Here is a 16,685-nt window from a genome sequence, read left to right as displayed (position 1 = left end):
AGCCTGCCACCTCCTTACTCCACAATCTTGCCGTCCTCAATGCGGACAATCCGATCTGCAAGGCGGGCAATGTCGTTGTTGTGGGTAATCATCACAACAGTTTGCCGGAACTCTGCACTGGTGCGCTTGATAAGCCCCAGCACCTCGGCGCTGGTCTTGCTATCAAGGTTGCCGGTTGGCTCGTCGGCCAGAACAATAGCCGGTTTGGTAATCAAGGCGCGGGCGATAGCCACACGCTGCTGCTGGCCGCCGGAAAGATTGTTCGGCATATTTTTCAGTTTATCTTCCAGCCCCAGCAGGTGAACGATCTCGTCCAAAAACTTCTGATCCACCGTGTCCCCGTCCAGCTCCACCGGCAGGACGATGTTCTCATACACATTCAGGATAGGAACAAGGTTATAGTTCTGGAAGATAAAGCCGATGTTGCGGCGGCGGAAGATGGTAAGCTGTTCGTCGTTCATTTTCGACAGTTCTTTGTCCCGGACAATCACATTGCCGGAAGTAGGGGTGTCCAGCCCGCCCATCATGTGAAGCAGGGTGGACTTGCCGCTGCCGGAGGTTCCCACAACGGCCACAAATTCGCCGTCATTTACAGAGAAGTTCACGCCGTCAAGGGCGCGGGTGATATTCGGCTCTGTACCGTAATACTTTTTCAGGTCGATAGTCTGTAAAATTCTCATAAAATTCAATCCTTTCTTTGTTTGTTGTAAATGCGGAACGCTGCTGCGCCGGTGGCCGCCAACTGTACCAGAATCAGCACAGCGAACAGTCCGAAGCTCTCATAGTAGAACAGTTCATCCCAAAACAGGAGAACATCACAGAGGGTAGTCAAGGCAACCGTCCAGCGGATGTGCTGGGCCAGCCTTTGCCAGAACGCCAGCACAAGGGCAACGGGCGGGACGATCAGCAGCGCCAGATTCAAAATCATGGTCGGGGTCAGTTCCATTGCAACGCCTCCTCACTTTTGTTGATAAGGTCATTGCAAAACCCAAATGTCCGCGAAATGTTACAGCGGCCAAAAAATTTCATCGAAAATCGGAGTGAAATGTTACAACGCTCGGACATTTCAAAATTATTATTCAACTACCCTTAATCGAGCTACAATACTTGTTTTTCTAAAATAGCGAAACGAAACATGAGGAACTATAATCGCCACAACGCAAATAACAATTCCCTCTAATATCAACGGGAAAATCGTAGGCTGTATTGTAAACAGCCATAAGTCAGGTTGATTAAAGAAAGTAGGAAGAATTGTATTTGCAACAATAAGAGAGAGAGGTAAACCCATTACACAAATCAGAAATGCGTAAAACAATCCCTCCAATACGGTCAATTTGTTAATTTGTTTTTTCGTCATTCCGATGCTCTCTAATGTAGCAAATTCCCGTTGCCGGTTTATAATGCCCGTTATAATGATGTTGGAAAAATTCACAAGCCCGATACTTCCTAATAGAAACCCAATAAGGCCACCTATGATAAAAATAGTTTGTTTTAATCCGTTCATAGTTTGTGCCAATGTTTCAGACGATGCGTATTCAACGGTAGGCAAAGAATTGATGTACTCGGTCGCTGGCAAAAAGTGTTCTTTTTCCACATCAAACACATAACTCATTATGGCTGGATTGTTATACAATTCCACAAACATCTCATTACTCATATAGAAAATAGGACAATCGCCGCCAACATCAGTGTAGCCAACATTCTTACCCGGAGATTCTACCAATGAAAAATCAACCACTGCACGCGCAATTACCGAAACCGTTTTATAAGGCAATCCATCTTTGTAAATGGTAACTTCCTGATTGAGCGGACAAAGAAATTCAGGAGATTCATTTGGGTTGATCGCTGAAATTTCTATAACATAGTTTCCACTTTCCAAATATGAGGTTAGTTGCTGTATATCTGTTTCTCCCTCAATGAAATTCAATTTAGGAAGTATTGATTTTTCTACCCCGTAAATATTGCAAAGAGGTCGATAATCAACACCGAGTTTTACTGGATAAGTTCTGCCATCAACCATACCACTTCGTATAAGGTGATTATCTTCTGTGTATTCGTCTAATACTTCCGTGACCAAACTACCATAATCATAAGTAACACTGACATCATCCAAAGTGTTTTTATAAATTCGACTTCCGTTCAGCACAGGAATATTATTTTCAATATCAGATATGATTTCATTACTAACAGAATCATCTTTAAATCGAAAACCTTGCACATTAGAAAATGTGTTTGGGCTTGCCACAACAAAATCAAATGAGGTAACAGAAGATACATATTTTTTAACATCAACACTATTTCCGATTGCGATTGCACTGTTTAGGAGAATAATGCAGAGTATCATGGATAAGACGATAAATATGGTACGCTTTGAATTTCTTCTTAAATTTCTCCATGCCATTTCTGTTATTCTATTCTTAAACGAAAGACGATTCTTGTTGGCACTATGATAATTGTCTTTTTCATAGTATCTGGTTGCCTCAATGGGCGAAATCGTAGCTGCAATTTTGAATGGTTTCTTTATGCTCACCCAAACAGTAATCGCACTAAATATCCCGGCAACGACAAAAATAATAGGATTAAAACTCAAGTTCACAGAAAGATTGTGATACTCGCCTTTCATAAAATTAAGAATCCACGGAAGCATAAGTATTCCTACTATATATCCTAAAATCAACCCAATAGATATACCAATTATAGACAGCCAAAATGCTTGCTTATAAACAATTCGCTTGATTTGCTTCTCCGTTGTTCCGATTGTTCTTAATAAGCCATATTTCTTTATTTCTTGAACAACAGAAATCTCAAAAATATTGCGAATGAGCAAATAGCCCGTTATTACAAAAATCATAATAAAAAACAGGGCTGCTATTATGGCAATCCAATTTACAGATGTACCAGTGGACGGGCTGGTTCCCCTAATTTGCAAAATAGTTGTCTGTATAGACTGGATCGCTCCAACACATAAAGTCGTTACAGAAGTAAAAAGCATTGATGTTAAAACGATTGCTATTACAGCAACAATATTTCGTAATTTGTTGGCTTTGAAGCTTCTTTGCGCCAGCTTCTTTGTAATGGCGCTGGTGTCATTTTCAAAAGGCCATGTCATAGTTGTATCACCTCCATATTTGATAAGGGTATTGTAAAACCTAAATGTCCGCGAAATGTTACAGCGGCCAAAAAATTTCATTGAAAATCGAGGTGAAATGTTACAACGCTCGGACATTTCAAAAAAATTTACGGCGGGCAGCCGGAAATGGCCGTCCGCCGCGTTCTATTTTGTCGGTAGCATAATGGAAAATTCCGACCCCTTGCCCGGTTCCGAAACCACTTTGATATAGCCGCCCTGCCGCGTTACGATCTCGCGGGCCAGATACAGGCCAATCCCCACGCCCTGCTGTTCGTGTACTTCTTCCTCACGATAGAAGCGCCGGAAGATAGCGGCCTGATTGCTTTCGGAAATGCCCTTGCCGGTGTCGGTTACTTTGATCTCCACATACATTTCCCACAGCACCACCGACACAGCGATTTTTCCGCCTGCCGGGGTGTACTTCACCGCATTGTCCAGCAGATTAAAGAGGGCCTCGGATGTCCACTTGCTGTCATGGAAAACGGTCAAATCCTCCGGGCAGTCCACGGACACAGCGATTTCCTTTTTCTCCGCCGCATACACAATCCCACTCATGGCCTGCGCCACGGTATCAAAGAGGCGACCCGGTTTCTTATCCAACTGGATCACGCCCGTTTCCAGCCGTGAGGTTTTCACAAGGGCCTGAAAGAGAAAGTCCAGCTTATCCGTCTGGCTGCGGATTCCCCGGATAAAGTCGGTGCGCTCCGCCTCGGTCATGGGCTTTTCCAGCAGGGTGTCCGTCGCCATTTTCAGATTGCTTACCGGCGTTTTCACCTGATGGGAAATATCCGATACAAGGGTCTGTAACTCCTGCCGTTCCTCGTCCACCCGGCGGCGGTTCTCCTGCATGATCTGGTAAAGCCTTGCCAGCCGGTGTCCGATTCTGGCAAGCTGGGTTTCGCTGTCCTCTGGCCGCTGGGGCGCTTCATTCCCGGCGATCATGTGGTCTAAAGTCTGGCACAGGTCAGCGGTAAACTGCGACAGCCGCTTTCCAAAAACCTGCGTCAGTACAAAAATCCCCACAAGGGCGCACAGCAGCAGCGCCCCGCCCGTCAGCAGCACCGCCGTCTGTTTTGTCACAAGAAACAGGGCTATGGTGATCCCGGACATGGAGAGGACAAGCCCCAGTGCCACCCGGCCAAACAGCCGCTTTACTGATAGGTTTTGAAACTTCATTTTGCCTCGCCTCCCGTCCATTGATAGCCCATGCCGTAAACAGTCTTGATGTAGGGTGCGCCGCCGTCGGATTCGATCTTGCTGCGAATCCGGCTGATAGAAGTTGTCAGGGTGTGTTCGTCCACAAACCTCTCGTCTATATCCCACAGCTTTTCCAAAAGCTGCCCACGGGTCAGCACTTGCCGGGGATTTTTACGAAACAGGTTCAGCATTTTGTACTCCATCGGGGATAGGGTCAGGGGCTTGCCGTTTAGGGAAGCCGTCTGCTCCGAGAAGTCCAGAAACAGCCGCCCGTCGTCGTAAATGTCCTTGGCCGGTTTGTGGTGTTCCAGCATGGCAAACATGGCTTTGATTTTCCGCTGCAAGGCCCCGATCACAAAGGGCTTTGTGATGTAGTCCACCGCGCCCACCTCATAGCCCCGTATCTGGTCGCTCTCCTGATCGTTGGCGGTCAGGAATATTACGATGGTGTCCGGGTGCTGGGGCTTTATCAGCTTGCATAGCTCAAAACCGTTGCCGTCCGGCAGGTTGATGTCCAGCAGCACTAAATCAAATTCCCGCTGGCGGATGGCTTCGGCTGCGGTTCTGGCATTTAGGGCAGAAGTCACGCCGTAGCCGTCTGCGGTCAGGTTATAGTCTAACATCTTATTCAAAAAACTGTCGTCCTCGACAATTAAAATCTGCTTCATATCCTCACTTCCTTTGCTTTTTGCAGATAGTATAACAGGCAAATGTCCGCGAAATGTTACAGCGGACAGATTTTTTCAAAAAAGTGCTTCTCCTTTATTATAGGATAGCCCGCTTTTCCGTACAAGGCAGAAAATATGAATTATAAAGTTTAATCTTCCTGCATATAGCAACATTCCATTGAGAAAATATGAAATATACAATGTAGATGGGTGGTGCTATATGGCAAATATCAAAGATTGTCCCGGCTTTGAAACTTTCGGTGCGGATGTAAAAGAGGCGCGGAAAGTCAAGCAGTTATCGCGTAAGACGCTGGCGGAACAGGTCAATATCGACTGGCGCTATCTTGCCAACATCGAAAATGACGGCACGATTCCCAGCCTGCCGGTTATCATACAGCTTATCAAAATCTGCGGGCTTCCCGTGGAACGGTATTTTAACCCGGAGGTCATGCGGGAGGAAAGCGCACAGCGGCAGCGGGTCAGCCACAAGCTGAAACTCTGCCCGGAAGAATTTCTGCCGATCATCGAGGGCGCGATTGACGGGGCCATTCAAATTCAACAGAAGAATGACGAAACGGAGGGTGCATGACAACCCTCTGTTTTGTTTTTGGGAGGACGCAATCTGCGCCCTCTCTTTTTTTGTACGGTTTTCGGAAAAACCGGGATTTTGCGGGTATTTCCTTGGGGTCAGAACGCTTTTTAAGGGAAGAAGAACAAAGACAGCAAGCATAGGGAGTGTAGCCACACTCCCGGCAAACGGCTTCCCGTTTGTATCTTGGGGAAGTCCCCAAACCCCTGAATGAATGGAGGTGAGAAAGTGGCAAACCGAAAACGGAAGTTTGTGCTGCGCGTCCCGGTGACGCCGGAGGAACGGGTGCTGATCCAGCAGAAGATGGCCCAGCTTGGCACAAAGAACTTTTCTGCCTACGCCCGGAAAATGCTGATTGACGGCTATATTGTCCACATCGACACCGGCCCCGTCCGGGCGCAGACCGCAGAGCTGCAAAAGATCGGCGTCAACATCAACCAGATTGCAAGGCGTATCAACAGTACCGGGACTGTGTACGCGCAGGACTTGGAGGACATCAAGGGGGCGCTGGCACAGATATGGCAGTTACAAAGATCCATCCTATCAAGTCAACGCTGAAAAAGGCGCTGGACTACATCGAGAACCCGGACAAGACCGATGAAAAGCTGTTCGTTTCTTCCTATGGCTGTTCCTATGAAACGGCGGATATTGAATTTCAAATGCTGTTAGATCAGGCGTACCAAAAGGGCAACAATCTGGCCCACCACCTGATACAAGCCTTTGAACCGGGGGAAACCACAGCAGAGCAGGCCCATGAGATCGGGCGGCGGCTTGCCGATGAAGTGCTGCAAGGTAAATACCCCTATGTGATAACCACCCACATCGACAAGGGCCACCTGCATAACCACATCATTTTCTGCGCCGTGGATATGGCGAACCAGCGCAAGTACATTTCCAACCGCCAGAGCTACGCCTTTATCCGGCGCACCAGCGACCGGCTGTGCAAGGAACACGGCCTGTCTGTGGTAAAGCCCGGCAAGGACAAGGGCAAGACCTATGCCGAGTGGGACGCACAGAAAAAGGGCAAGAGCTGGAAAGCAAAACTGAAAATTGCTATCGACGCGGCCATTCCGCAGGCCAAAGACTTTGACGGTTTTCTGCGGCTCATGGAGGCGCAGGGCTATGAAGTCAAACAGGGCAAGTTTATTTCATTCCGCGCGCTGGCAGACGGCCTCCGTCCCGGGCAGGAACGCTTCACCCGCTGCAAGACCTTGGGGGAGGATTACACCGAGGAACGGATCGCCCAGCGGATCAAGGGCATTGCCATCGACCGGGGGCCGCGCAGAAGAAGCACCGGGGAAATCTCCCTGCGGATCGCCTTGGAGGACAGTATCAAAGCCCAGCAGTCGGCGGGCTATGCGCGGTGGGCGAAGCTGCACAACTTGAAGCAGGCCGCCAATTCCTTAAACTTCATCACAGAACACCAGATCGACAGCTACGAGGGCTTGGAAAGCAGGCTGGCCGAGATCAGCGCTGCAAACGACGCGGCGGCCTCCGCCCTGAAAGACGCGGAACGCCGCCTTGGGGATATGGCGCTGCTGATAAAAAACCTCTCCGCCTACAAGCAGCTCCGGCCTGTGGCACTGGAACTGCGAAACGCCAAAGACAAGGCCGCGTTCCGGCGGCAGCATGAAAGCCAACTGATCTTGTATGAGGCGTCGGCAAAGGCGCTCAAAGAGGCCGGGATCGCAAAGCTCCCCAACCTGTACGCCCTCAAAACCGAGTATAAAAAACTGGACATAGAACGGGAACGGCTGTCCGCACAGTACAGCGAAGCGAAACAGAAATTGAAAGAATACGGCATTGTCAAACAGAATGTAGACAGCATTTTGCGGACAGCGCCGGGAAAGGAGCATACGCAGGAACGATGAACATAACGAGAATGAGTTACCCCCAATACCGCAAGGCCCGCAGGCTCACCCATGAGTGCTGCAACTACTGTAACGGAAACTGCCTCCTGCTGGACGATGGGGAGGAATGTGTCTGTGTGCAGAGTATTTCCTATTCGCTGCTGTGCCGGTGGTTCAAGGTGGCCGTCCTGCCGCTGGACGCTGCCCTGTGCGCCGAGATCACCAAAGGCCGGGGCGAAATCAAACGCTGCGCCGTCTGCGGGGCGGCGTTTACGCCCAACTCCAACCGGGCCAAATACTGCCCGGATTGTGCGGTGCAGGTACGCCGGAAGAAAGAGGCGGAACGCCAGCGGAAAAGATACCTCCTGTCTACGCATTTAGGGCGGTAAAAGTCCACGGAAATCAAGGGTTTTTCCGCATGGTCGGCAGGCAGGTGGATAAAGTTATCCTGTTCTCCCGAAAACAGGGTTCTAAATGCGGGAAAATGGACAAAAAAGAAGCGCCGGGACAAAGATAACTTTTCAGTTCTTTGTCCCGGCTGAATTTTGGCATGGACACTGATTTTGTGCAGTGCTATAATTCGAGTAAATAAACGAGATCGGGGTGATTATCCATGAATGAAAGAGAAAAGATTATCCAGCGTTGGTTTGATATGTGGTTGGAGCAACAGGATTTTGGAATAGATGAAATTTTTACAGAGGATGTTCTATATACAGAAAGTTGGAGTCCCCAATATTGCAATCGAAAAACTGTGAAGCACTGGTTTCAGGAATGGAATACCCGTGGAAAAGTCGTTACTTGGGAAATTAAACAATTCTTCCACAAGGAAAATCAGACAATCGTTGAGTGGTATTTCAAAAACGAAATGGACAATGGGAGCATAGAAGAATTTGACGGAATCTCTTTGATTGAGTGGACAGACGAGAACAAAATTAAGTCATTAAAAGAATTTGGGTGCAATCTGAATCATTATAATCCCTATGAGCATAGTGATACGCCCCAGTTTAGAAATGAAAAGGCAAGCTGGTTTTGATTATGCTTTGTTGCAAAAAAAGAAATGCCGGACGCAGAGGCTTTGACAGCCCCCGCGCCCGGCGTTTTGCTTATTCGTCTGTGAAGTGGAACCGCTGCGCCGCAAAGTCGGCGTCACTCATGGCGTCCAGCTTATCGGCGGTCTGGCAGGCCAGCGCCGCCATTTCCCTGTCCATGTCCGGCAAAGCTGCCCGGAGATTTGCCGCCGTCCTGCGGCGGTCGGTGTTGTGATACAGACAGATCAGGTTTTCTTCTTCCACGGTGAAATACATTCCTCATACCTCCATTTCTTTTGATTTTTCCCGCGCCGGGGGCTTCTTTTTCTGTTCCTCCTTGGCGGCGGCAAGCTGCGCCCGGATGGACGGTTTCTTTTGTTTCTGCGTCGTCTTTCGGGTCTGCTTGGGCTTTTTGGCCTCCGCCTTGGCTGCCTCGGCCACATCCAAAAGGGAAATCTGTTCCCCGGCTTTTGCCCTTGCTTCCAGTTCCTCCATAGACGGGGCGTTGTTCATCATGCCGTCGATCATGTTGTAGTTCTGTTCGGTGGACATTTCCGCCGTCTTGATATGACTTTCTGGCTGGGCGGGGATGGCAAAGGCCCTTGTGCCGTTTGCCATAATGAGATACCTTCCGTCCTCCGACTGGTGGTGGAATCCATACCCGGCGGCCTCCATCTGTTCCCGGCTCCTGTCGGTCAGATAGAAACGGCCTCTCGGCGTCTGGATTTGTTCGCCGGTCATGCACTCGTCCGGCGTGAGCTGCTTTTCCGGCTGGGCGAAGAACTCCGGCACCTGCCGGTAGTCGGCCCCCTCGTCCACATAATAGGCGGTCTGTTTCCCATCCTGCCGGAACACCACAATATCCCCCGTAGAGAGGGAATGTCCCTTGTAATCGGCGGGATGTTCTATATTGAAGCGGCGGTAAATCTCGTCCAGTGTGGTGTCCTTGTCCAGCGGCGCGGTGTAGACAAGCTGGTAATTCTTCCTGTCCACCGAAAGCCCATCTGCCTGCAAGTCCTCATAGGAACGGTAGCGGAAGTCGCGCCCCTCCGGGCCGGGCGGCACTTGGTAGATGGAAAAGTTGGGCTGCGCCGGGGCCTCATAATCAGAGGCAACATATTCCTCCACCGTCAGCCCGGCAGCGGCGGCCTCCTGTTCCAGCTCTGCCTCGATCTGTTTTTTGTAGTCCTGCAAACTCTGGTCGAAGTCGGCAAGCTGCGGCGGCTCCGGCAAATGGTACTGGCCTTGATTGAGAAGCGGGCGGCACTCCTTTACATAGTCCAAAACCGCATTGAAATAAGCGGTCTGTTCCGGCGTCAGGGTTTCCCCGGATCGCAGCGGACGCCGGGCCTCCTGCTCCATAGCGGCCAGATTGCAATGCAGCTCCATATACGGGATGAACTCATGCAGCAGCATATCCCGCTGGGCCTTGTCCGCCTCCCATGCCTCCGGCCCCTCATGGTGCAGCACATGGTTTTTCCAGCTTTCATCCTGCGCGTAGTATTCGTGATAGCCCCGGATATGCTGGATCAGGGAACCGTCCCCGTCGCCAAAGTCCTGCCGCCCCTCGTAGCTGTCCGGCTGGCCCTGCATGGTAAAGTCAATGCGGAACTTGGTCTTGTCGTACCAATGGCCCGTATAGCCCGGCTGCTCCCGGTCATGGCGTCTGGCGCTGTCCAGCTCCTTGAAAACGGCCTCAGCTTCATGCAGCGGCATTTGCTGGCCGTCTTTCAAATGGGGGCTTTCACTCCAAAGGATCGTGACAACCGGCTCCGCTGCCGGATTCTGTGCGATCTGCCGCTGGGCGTTGGCAACGGCAATCTCACTTTCGATCTCGCTTTTCACAAAGGAATCCATCTGGCCCTTTTGCAGCTCGTAGCCCTGTTCGCACAGGCGGTTGATAAGCCCGATCACCTTGTCGGTATCGCCCACGGATTCGGCATAGGCCACGATCAACTGCCGTTCCTCGCTGCCCAAACGCGGGGCGTTTTTCTCCGCCAGCTCAATCAGGGCGGCGGCTCGGTCAGCCGGGGACGCCTCCGGAATGAACGGCTTTCCATTCAAAAGGCCGTCGATCCCGTTCCACGCCTGCGGCTGGGGAATGGCGTTGGCCTGTTCGGTTGCTTCCAGAAAATCATCCAGCCCGTCGCCGGTCAGGGGTTCCATCGTCCCAGCCGGTCGCTCATGGATGGCAAGGATTTCTTTTCCGGCTTCCGCAAGGGACAGGTCGGGATTGTCAAGCTGGCCTCCGTCCAGTTCCTTGTAGTCGGGGCCGTACAGCGTGTAATCATAGCCGGTTTCCGATGTCTGGATATACAGGTAATCGCTGCTTTCCAGACGGTAGGCGGCCTCCTGCGGGGCTTCTGCCTGTTCCAGCGTTCCGTCCCCGGCAATGGTAAAGCCCTGTGCCTGCGCCGCCTCCTTGGTTTCCTGCGACACTTCGCCGGTGGATTTCAAATCCGCGTCAATGAGGGTTTGCAGCATGGCCTTTACGCTGTCGGTCATTTCCTGCTGTTGCTCCGGGGGCAGCTTGGAAAATACGCTGTCCGGGTCTGGCTGCTCGGCGGCCTGTTCCATCGGCGCGGCCTGCGGCTGCTCCTGCTGGGCCTGCCGTTCTTTCTGAAGCTGGGCAAGGTGGCCGTCAATGGTGGTAATCAGTTCATGGGCGGTGGCCCGGATGGTTTCAAGGGAGGCTTTCAGCTCTTTCAAGTCCTTGCCGGAACTCCAACCGGCCACATAGCCAAAGGAATAGTCGGAGGTGTCCAGCCCGTAGTGCTGGCAGACGGCATAGGCCACGCTTTCGGCCTGCACCTCGCGGGTGCGGCTGTCGGGGCGGTCGGCCTGCTCAATGGCCGGGGCTTCCGGGTCGATGGCGTGGAGCTTGGAATGGGCGATCTCATGGATGGCCGTCTTTAGGGTCTGTAATTCGCTCATGCCCTCCTGAATGGCGATCCGCTTTTCCGTCAGGTGGTAGTAGCCGTGGGAACCGCCCGGAATATCCTCAAAACCAATGGGAACCGGGGAGGTCTGTTCCAGCGCCTTGAAAAATTCCCCGTAGCGTTCCACGCTGCCGGTCAGTTCTTCCACGCCGATAGAGGGCAGCGGTTCCCCCTCGGTCTGGCTCACATCAAAGACGGAAACGATCTTAAAGGCCGGAACCTGTATTTCCTGTACTTCGGTAACAGGCTTTCCGTCCTTACCCATCACCGGCCTGCCCTGTGCGTCCAGCTTTTGCACTTCCTTTTTCGCCTTGAACGGGGCCGGGGCCAGTATCTTGATGGCCTTTTCGCCTTTCTTTACATTGCGGTGAAAATCGTCCCGCCACTTGTTGTAGCCCGCCACAAGCTGTCCGCCCTGCATGGCGATCAGGAGGGTGTTGTTGAAGCTGTAACTGTGGAACTTGGACATGGTGGTGAGATAGGCTTTGTAGCGTTCACTCTCGAAAAGCTCCTGTATGCCGGTTTCCAGCCGGTCGGTGATCTCTTTCATGCGCTCGGCGCTGTTCTGGCCGTTTAAGAGAATGGGGGTGACAGGCTGCGGGGCCTTTGTAGGCGCTGCCGCCTCCGGCTGCACCTTGCTTTCCTCCCGCAGAATTTCCGGCGCGGGATAGGCCATCACCCGGTATGGTTCCGGCACCGGCTGTCCCTCATGGACGCGCTGCCATTCGTCGCTGGTTCGCAGGATATAACCGTAATCGGTAAAGGTTCCCTGTTCCTCGTTGGCGATAAAGCTCCCCAGCCGGTCGGTGTCAATGGCCGGTTTCCACGGGTCGGGAACGACAAACAGCCCGGAATCATTCAGATAATATTCCCCCAGACTGCGGTTGTCCTTGGCGTTGATTAAGACAAAACAATCGGTGTTTTCGGCGTAGTCCAAAAGCTGCCCGATGGTCTGCATTTTCGCCGGGGACTGCATGGCGGCGTTCAGCTCCGCAAGCTCCACGGCGTCCAGCCTTTGAAGCTGGGCAGCAAGGAAGTTCAGTTCGTCCACGCTGGCGGCTTTTATCAAATCCTCCGGCAGTTCCAGCGGTTTTCCCTCCGGGGCAGAAAAGCCGTCAATAAACAAGTCCTGCTGGTTGTCGGCGGTGATATGGATTTCCTTTAGGGCTTCCTGCACATGTTCGGCGGTAGTCGGCAAGGAAAGCCAGTACCCATGCGGCCCGCCGGTCTGCGCCTCGGCGCGGCTATCAAGAAAAATGGAAAATACTTCGTTCACGGGTTCCCTCCTTTCCGGGTTGGCTGTGGTCTGCTGCGGCTGCGCGGTTTCTTCCTGCGCGGGAAGTGCTGCGGCTTTTGCCGGTTCCTCCCCCTCGATGGTATAGCCGGGGAGCAGGCAGCCATTGACCTTAAAACAGTCGGCGTATTCCTTGGGGATGGCCGGGGAAATTTCGGTAAAGTAATGGTCGTGGGCTTTGATCCGGCCATTCAGGTACTTGTCCAGTTCTTCCCGGCTGGCAAAGACTTTCCGATCCTGTCCGGCGATCTTGGCCTGCCGGTAGCTGCCCGGCGCGTTGGTGCGGAGGCTCCAGCGGAGCGTCCACGAGTAGGGAACGGATTTTTGGGCGGCGCTGTCGTACCGGGTGTTCTCGGAAATGGAATAATCCATCTGGTAAACCATGTTGCTGCGGATATGGCGGTATTCGTCCGGGGCCTCCCACTGGTTTGCGGTGTGGGTGACGGGAAGCGTCCGGGCATATTCAAGAGCTTTATCCAGAAACAGGGTTCTTCCAGCCTGTTCCTCCCATGCGGCGGCCTGTTCTTTCAGGCGGTCAAACACTTCCTGTTCTGCGGCGGCGCTTTCCGCCCGCAGGGAAAGAAGCTCTGCAAGGGGCAGCTTTACCGCTTCGGAAAGATCGGCCTTGCCGCTTTCAAAGTAAATCCGGCGCTCGATCCGCATAGTGCTGGCCGGTTCTAAATCGTCATGGTCGTAGGAGCTGTAAGACATTTGGGGTTCACATCCTTTCTATGGTGGTGATCTGATACAAGGGGTTTGGGGCTTCCCCAAAGAGAAAATCCCCGGCCCGGCAGGTGCGCCGGGTCAGGGATTTTGCCGGGAGTGTGGCTACACTCCCTATGCTTGCTGTTTTTAGTTCTTGCTGTTTTTAGTTCTTGCTGTTTTTAGTTCTTGCCCCTCTGTTCCACGCGGTAGTTTACATACTTGCCGCCGGTATCGGCCAAAAGCACCGTCCCGTCATAGGTCTTGCCGGTTTTCATGGAGCGCAGGCCCTTTACCTTTGCTTTTCCATCTTTAAGGAGCGCGGCGGCGATCTTCGGGGTGAACGCCTTGCCCCGTTCCTCAAAAAATCGGTCATTCTTCCACATGACAAACTGGCAGCTTCGGTTTCCGCAGTAGTAGTTCTTTTTGCCCTCGTAGACGCTTTCCCCGCAGCGCGGACATTTGCCGATAACCACACGCTCGGTCTGAAACAACTTCTGCGCGTCCTCGCTGATCTGGGAGTAGTTTGCGATCAGGCCCCTTGTCATTTCTGCAATGCCAGCCATGAAGCCCTCCGGGTCGGCCTGCCCCTTGGCAATGGCCGTCAGCTCCGTTTCCCACTGTGCCGTAAGCTGGGGAGAGGTCAGCGCCTCCGGCAGCACACAGGCAAGGTTATGGCCGTCCTTGGTGGGAAGTAGCTGTTTGCCCCTGCGCTCCACAAAGCCCATCTGCACCAGCTTTTCTAAGATGGAGGCGCGGGTGGCCGGGGTTCCCAATCCCTGCCGCTCGGCGTCCTCCGGCAGATCGTCCGCACCGGCGCGCTCCATAGCGGAAAGCAGGGTATCTTCCGTGTAGGATTTTGGCGGTGTTGTGAAATGTTCGGTGACGGCGGCAGTTACCTTGTCAAAGGTCTGTCCCTCGGTAATTTTGGGAAGTTCCTGCGCAGGCTCCGGGGCGGTGTCGTCGGCGTCTGTTTTGAACGACGCCTTAAAGCGGCGGTCAAGCTCTTTCCAGCCGGGGGTCAGGATGGTCTTTCCCTTGGCGGTAAAGGTGTTCCCGGCACAGGTGAATGTAGCGGTGACAGCTTCGTACACATGGGGCGCGGCCACGGCGCACAGCAGCTTGCAGCACACAAGGGACAGCAGTTTCTTTTCGCCCTCGGTCAGCCCGTCAAAGCCTTTCTGCACAAATTCCATTGTCGGGACAATGGCGTGGTGGTCGCTCACCTTTTTGCTGTTCAGCACCCGGCCAAACTGCGAGGACAGGTCAAGCCCCGCCACAAAGGGAAGCAGCGGCCACAGACCGGACACAAGGTTTTCCGCCGTTGGCAGCATATCATCGGTCAAATACTGGCTGTCGGTGCGGGGATAGGTCAGCAGCTTCTTTTCGTAAAGCTGCTGGGCATAGTCAAGGGTCTGCTTGGCGGTAAATCCAAACAGGCGGTTTGCCTCCCGCTGCAAGGTGGTGAGGTCATAGAGGCGGGGCGGCTGCTCCGTCTTTTTCTCCCGTGTCACTGACACACAAACGGCCTGCGCCGTTTCACAGGCGGCTTTCAGGGCCTTGGCGTCGGCAGCGTTTCCCATGCGTTCACTGGCCGCCTCCATGCCGCCCGCCGCGATCTGGACGATGTGGTATTTCTCTTTCTGAAAGCTGCTGATCTTGGCCTCCCGGTCAACCAGCATTTTCAGGGTCGGCGTCTGGACACGGCCCACGGTCAGGGGCTTGTGGTAGAGGATGGAGAACAGCCGGGTCGCGTTGATCCCCACCAGCCAATCCGCCTGCGCCCGGCAAAGGGCCGACTGATACAGGTTATCATAATCGGCTCCCGGTTTCAGGTGGGCAAAGCCGTCTTTAATGGCCGCATCCTCCATGCTGGAAATCCAAAGGCGCTGAAACGGTTTCTTGCAGCCCGCCATCTGGTAGACGAAACGGAAAATCAATTCCCCCTCGCGCCCGGCGTCGGTGGCGCACACAAGGCCGGTGACATCGGGGCGCTCCATCAAAGAACGCAGGGTGTCAAACTGCTTTTTCTTATCGTCGGGAATGATGTACTGCCATTCCTGCGGCAGAATCGGCAGGTCGTCATAGCGCCATTTTTTGAAACGCTCGTCATAAGTCCCAGCGTCGGCAAGGGAAACAAGGTGGCCGATACACCAGCTCACCAGATAGCCGTTCCCCTCCATATAACCGTCCTGTTTCTTGTCCGCGCCGATCACACCCGCAATGCTGCGGGCTACGCTTGGTTTCTCTGCAATTACTAACTGATAGCTCATACTTCGTCCTCCTTATTTCCATCTTCGTCTGTCATATCCTCGTCCGGCTCCGGGGCTTCGTCCTCGTCGTCCTCGTCCTCTCCAAAGTCATACTCGGCCAGATCGTCATTTCCTGTGGTGTCAGCTTTTTCCTTTTTGAATTTCAGGAAGTAGAGGGCTGCGCCGCCGCCCAGCAGCACTATCACAAAGAACACCACAAGGCCGCCCATGCCGCTTGGCTTTTCCTCCTGCGGCTTTTCTTCCTCCGGCTGGGGGGGCTTCGGCTCCGGCCCGTTGCAGGCGGTCAGGTTGTTTTTACAGACCGGGCAGGCCGTATTGACGGCCCCGGCTTGACATTTGGCCGTACAGGTGCAGACCTCCGGCTCTTTTTTCCCGCCCTCCAACAAGGCTTGCAGGTCGGCGTCGTCCACTTGGTTGAGAAAATGCACCGCCGTTTCCTTATCCTCGTTAGCCCGGTCGATCAGGATGTAAAAATAATTCCCGGCCTTGGTGGTAACGGTGATAAGCTGTTTATCCCCGAAAAAATCATCCACCAGCGTAGCGTTGCCCTGCGGGGTAACGGGTACGCCCTCCGGCTCCATGCCGCCGGTGGTGGGTTCTTCGGTTTCCTCCGGCACTTCTGCGGGGGCCTCGGTGGTTTCCGGCAGCGGCACAGGGTCAGGGTCAGCGCCCCCGGCGTAGGCGGTAACGGTCGTGGTCGCCATGCAGAGCGCAGCGGCCACGGCCAGCGTCAAGGTGCGGAACAGTTTAGATTTCTTCATGGGCGCTGTCCTCCTGTTCAAAGTCCGGGATCGGGGCCGGGGCCGCCTGCAACGCACCGCCGCGCACAAAGGCGGCGAACTCCTGCGGGGTCATGTTGAGGCCGCGCACAAGCTGGACGATCTGCAAGTTTTCCTGTTCGGTCTTGGCCGCTTCCAGCTCCCGAAGCTGCTTTTGCAGCTCCGCGATCTTGCCCTTGGTTTTCTCAATATCCTTTTCAATGCGTTCCAATTTGTTCATTGCCATAGTCAAAAAC

General features: G+C 53.2%; 15 protein-coding genes. 5 read left to right on the top strand and 10 right to left on the bottom strand.

The features are described 5' to 3' along the window. Window positions 1-14 precede the first annotated feature (14 nt). From GPK90_RS16175 to GPK90_RS16155, 5 genes are all read right to left on the bottom strand, one after another. On the bottom strand, window positions 15-680 hold the full coding sequence (locus tag GPK90_RS16175; protein WP_005927557.1) for an ABC transporter ATP-binding protein: 666 nt from the start codon (window positions 678-680) through the stop codon (window positions 15-17). Window positions 681-685: 5 nt separating this feature from the next. Beyond that, window positions 686-946, bottom strand: a complete 261-nt coding sequence (locus GPK90_RS16170) for a hypothetical protein (RefSeq protein WP_155177826.1) — start codon at window positions 944-946, stop codon at window positions 686-688. A gap of 129 nt (window positions 947-1,075) precedes the next feature. Continuing rightward, complete coding sequence (locus GPK90_RS16165) at window positions 1,076-3,109, bottom strand: ABC transporter permease (protein WP_055201191.1); 2,034 nt, start codon at window positions 3,107-3,109, stop codon at window positions 1,076-1,078. A gap of 165 nt (window positions 3,110-3,274) precedes the next feature. Then, a complete protein-coding gene (locus GPK90_RS16160; RefSeq protein ID WP_215703448.1) occupies window positions 3,275-4,306 on the bottom strand; it encodes a sensor histidine kinase in 1,032 nt (343 codons plus the stop codon). Beyond that, complete coding sequence (locus GPK90_RS16155) at window positions 4,303-4,995, bottom strand: response regulator transcription factor (RefSeq protein ID WP_005947319.1); 693 nt, start codon at window positions 4,993-4,995, stop codon at window positions 4,303-4,305. Before GPK90_RS16155 ends, GPK90_RS16160 begins: the two co-directional genes overlap by 4 nt. 220 nt (window positions 4,996-5,215) lie before the next feature. Here GPK90_RS16155 and GPK90_RS16150 point away from each other — a divergent pair, with 220 nt between their 5' ends. The 5 genes from GPK90_RS16150 to GPK90_RS16130 all read left to right on the top strand — a co-directional run bounded on the left by GPK90_RS16150 (window position 5,216) and on the right by GPK90_RS16130 (window position 8,467). After that, window positions 5,216-5,584, top strand: a complete 369-nt coding sequence (locus GPK90_RS16150; RefSeq protein ID WP_215693583.1) for a helix-turn-helix domain-containing protein — start codon at window positions 5,216-5,218, stop codon at window positions 5,582-5,584. Between the two features lie 228 nt (window positions 5,585-5,812). Next, complete coding sequence (locus GPK90_RS16145; RefSeq protein WP_215693585.1) at window positions 5,813-6,142, top strand: plasmid mobilization protein; 330 nt, start codon at window positions 5,813-5,815, stop codon at window positions 6,140-6,142. Next, complete coding sequence (locus tag GPK90_RS16140) at window positions 6,103-7,455, top strand: relaxase/mobilization nuclease domain-containing protein (RefSeq protein ID WP_215693587.1); 1,353 nt, start codon at window positions 6,103-6,105, stop codon at window positions 7,453-7,455. The genes GPK90_RS16145 and GPK90_RS16140 overlap by 40 nt, the downstream gene beginning before the upstream one ends. Further along, window positions 7,452-7,823 (top strand): cysteine-rich VLP domain-containing protein, encoded by a 372-nt coding sequence (locus GPK90_RS16135; protein WP_215693589.1) that lies wholly within the window; start codon window positions 7,452-7,454, stop codon window positions 7,821-7,823. Before GPK90_RS16140 ends, GPK90_RS16135 begins: the two co-directional genes overlap by 4 nt. A gap of 224 nt (window positions 7,824-8,047) precedes the next feature. After that, complete coding sequence (locus tag GPK90_RS16130) at window positions 8,048-8,467, top strand: nuclear transport factor 2 family protein (RefSeq protein WP_215693591.1); 420 nt, start codon at window positions 8,048-8,050, stop codon at window positions 8,465-8,467. 70 nt (window positions 8,468-8,537) lie between these two features. On the opposite strand, the gene GPK90_RS16125 is transcribed toward GPK90_RS16130, so the two are convergent. The 5 genes from GPK90_RS16125 to GPK90_RS16105 all read right to left on the bottom strand — a co-directional run bounded on the left by GPK90_RS16125 (window position 8,538) and on the right by GPK90_RS16105 (window position 16,675). After that, window positions 8,538-8,738 (bottom strand): transposon-transfer assisting family protein, encoded by a 201-nt coding sequence (locus tag GPK90_RS16125; protein ID WP_215693593.1) that lies wholly within the window; start codon window positions 8,736-8,738, stop codon window positions 8,538-8,540. A gap of 3 nt (window positions 8,739-8,741) precedes the next feature. Next, window positions 8,742-13,406, bottom strand: coding sequence for an LPD25 domain-containing protein (locus tag GPK90_RS16120; protein ID WP_215703447.1), 4,665 nt, complete (start codon window positions 13,404-13,406; stop codon window positions 8,742-8,744). Between the two features lie 173 nt (window positions 13,407-13,579). Next, the gene (locus tag GPK90_RS16115) at window positions 13,580-15,670 is read right to left on the bottom strand and encodes a DNA topoisomerase 3 (protein WP_215703446.1); all 2,091 of its coding nucleotides are present in this window, start codon (window positions 15,668-15,670) and stop codon (window positions 13,580-13,582) included. Continuing rightward, the gene (locus GPK90_RS16110; RefSeq protein ID WP_215693598.1) at window positions 15,667-16,431 is read right to left on the bottom strand and encodes a DUF4366 domain-containing protein; all 765 of its coding nucleotides are present in this window, start codon (window positions 16,429-16,431) and stop codon (window positions 15,667-15,669) included. The genes GPK90_RS16115 and GPK90_RS16110 overlap by 4 nt, the downstream gene beginning before the upstream one ends. Next, window positions 16,418-16,675, bottom strand: coding sequence for a DUF4315 family protein (locus GPK90_RS16105; protein WP_003509287.1), 258 nt, complete (start codon window positions 16,673-16,675; stop codon window positions 16,418-16,420). The genes GPK90_RS16110 and GPK90_RS16105 overlap by 14 nt, the downstream gene beginning before the upstream one ends. Between the last annotated feature and the right edge of the window lie 10 nt (window positions 16,676-16,685).

It is taken from the genome of Clostridium sp. MCC344, from assembly GCF_018785365.1.
In the GTDB taxonomy this organism is placed as follows: Bacteria; Bacillota; Clostridia; order Lachnospirales; family Lachnospiraceae; genus Pilosibacter.
This window is presented reverse-complemented; position numbering and strand designations above follow the sequence as displayed.